At 71.9% G+C, this 2146-nt stretch carries 1 protein-coding gene; it reads left to right on the top strand.

Annotated elements, in window-relative coordinates:
• Nucleotides 1-2146, top strand: a 2146-nt coding sequence (locus tag ABTZ94_RS37340; RefSeq protein WP_351207879.1) for a type I polyketide synthase, incomplete at both ends; no start/stop codon positions are given.

A 2146-nucleotide genomic window follows, 5' to 3' on the forward strand; every position in this document is an offset into this window, starting at 1 on the left:
ATCGGTTCGTTGACGCGGGAGCGTCTTGAGCGGGTGCTGCGTCCGAAGGTGGACGCGGCGTGGAACCTGCACGAGCTGACTCAGGACCTGGACCTTTCCGCGTTCGTTCTCTTCTCCTCCGCTGCCGGTGTCTTCGGCGGCGCGGGTCAGGCCAACTACGCGGCGGCCAACGCCTACCTGGATGCCCTCGCCCAGCACCGCAGCGCCCAGGGACTGGCGGGATCCTCGCTGGCCTGGGGTCTGTGGGCCGCCGAGTCCGGTGGCATGGCCGGTGAGCTGGACGAGGCGGACGTCTCCCGGATGAACCGGGCCGGTGTCGCCGCGCTGTCCGCCGCCGAGGGCGTGGAACTCTTCGATGCCGCGGCCCGCGCCGATGAGGCGCTGCTGGTCCCGATGCGGATGGACCTGGCGGCCATCCGGGCCCAGGCCGCCTCCTCCGGCGCTGTCGCCCCGCTGCTGCGCGGGCTGGTGCGGGTGCAGGCCCGCCGTACGGCGCGGGGCGCGGCCTCTCAGGGTGCACTGGCACAGCGACTGGCCGGACTCGGTGAAACCGAGCGGTTCGACGCGCTGCTGGATCTGGTCCGTACCCAGGTCGCCGCCGTGCTCGGCCACAGCTCCGGCGACGCGGTCGACCCCGAGCGCGCCTTCCGTGACCTGGGCTTCGACTCGCTGACAGCCGTCGAGCTGCGCAACCGCATGAACGCGGTCACCGGCATGCGACTGCCCGCCACCCTGGTCTTCGACTATCCGACCTCCGAGGTGCTCGCCCGGTACCTGCGGGACGAACTGGCCGGCTCCGGCGCCCAAGTGGACACCGTGGCAAGGACCGTGACCGACGACGAGCCGATCGCGATCGTCGCCATGAGTTGCCGCTACCCCGGCGGTGTCCGGACCCCTGAGGAACTGTGGCGGCTTCTGTCCGCGGGCGAGGACGCGATCTCCGGGTTCCCGGCCGACCGTGGCTGGGACCTGGACGCGATCTACCACCCCGACCCCGAGCACCCGGGCACCAGCTACACCCGCGAGGGCGGCTTCCTGCACGATGCCGCCGAGTTCGACCCCACCTTCTTCGGCATCTCGCCCCGCGAGGCGCTGGCCACCGACCCGCAGCAGCGGCTGCTGCTGGAGACCAGCTGGGAGGCGTTCGAGCGGGCGGGTATCGACCCCGCCACCCTGCGTGGCAGTCGTACCGGTGTCTTCGCGGGCGTGATGTACCACGACTACGCCACACTGGTGGAGCAGGCCCCGGACGGCGGCGGCGAAGGCGCGCTCGGCTCCGGCAGCACCGGCTCGATCGCCTCCGGCCGGGTCGCGTACACCTTCGGCCTGGAGGGCCCGGCCGTCACCATCGACACGGCCTGCTCGTCGTCGCTGGTCGCACTGCACTGGGCGATTCAGGCGCTGCGCAACGGCGAATGCGAACTCGCCCTGGCCGGCGGTGTGACCGTGATGGCCACCCCTGGCACCTTCATCGGCTTCAGCCGCCAGGGCGGCCTGTCCGCCGACGGCCGCTGCCGCGCCTTCTCCGCCGACGCGGATGGCACGGGCTGGGCGGAGGGTGCGGGCATGCTGCTCGTGGAGCGGCTCTCCGACGCCCGCAAGAACGGGCACCCGGTGCTGGCTGTGGTGCGTGGCAGCGCGGTGAACCAGGATGGTGCGAGTAATGGTCTGACGGCGCCGAACGGTCCGTCGCAGCAGCGGGTGATCCGGCAGGCCCTGGCGAGTGCGGGGCTGCCGGCCGCCGAGGTCGACGCGGTCGAGGCGCATGGCACGGGTACGACGCTGGGTGACCCGATCGAGGCGCAGGCGCTGCTGGCAACCTACGGTCAGGAGCGCGATGACGACCGGCCGTTGTGGCTGGGCTCGATCAAGTCGAACATAGGCCACACCCAGGCCGCCGCCGGCGTCGCGGGCATCATCAAGATGGTCATGGCGATGCGGCACGGGGTACTGCCGAAGACCCTTCACGCGGACCAGGCGTCGCCGCACGTCGACTGGTCGGCGGGCGCGGTCTCGCTGCTCGCGGAGTCCGTGAAGTGGCCGGAGACCGGCCGCCCGCGCCGTGCGGGCGTCTCTTCCTTCGGCATCAGTGGCACCAACGCCCACACGATCATCGAGCAGGCCCCGGTGGACGACGCTGCGGCGG

The organism is Streptomyces sp. NPDC002785 (assembly GCF_040295565.1).
Classification (GTDB): Bacteria; Actinomycetota; Actinomycetes; order Streptomycetales; family Streptomycetaceae; genus Streptomyces.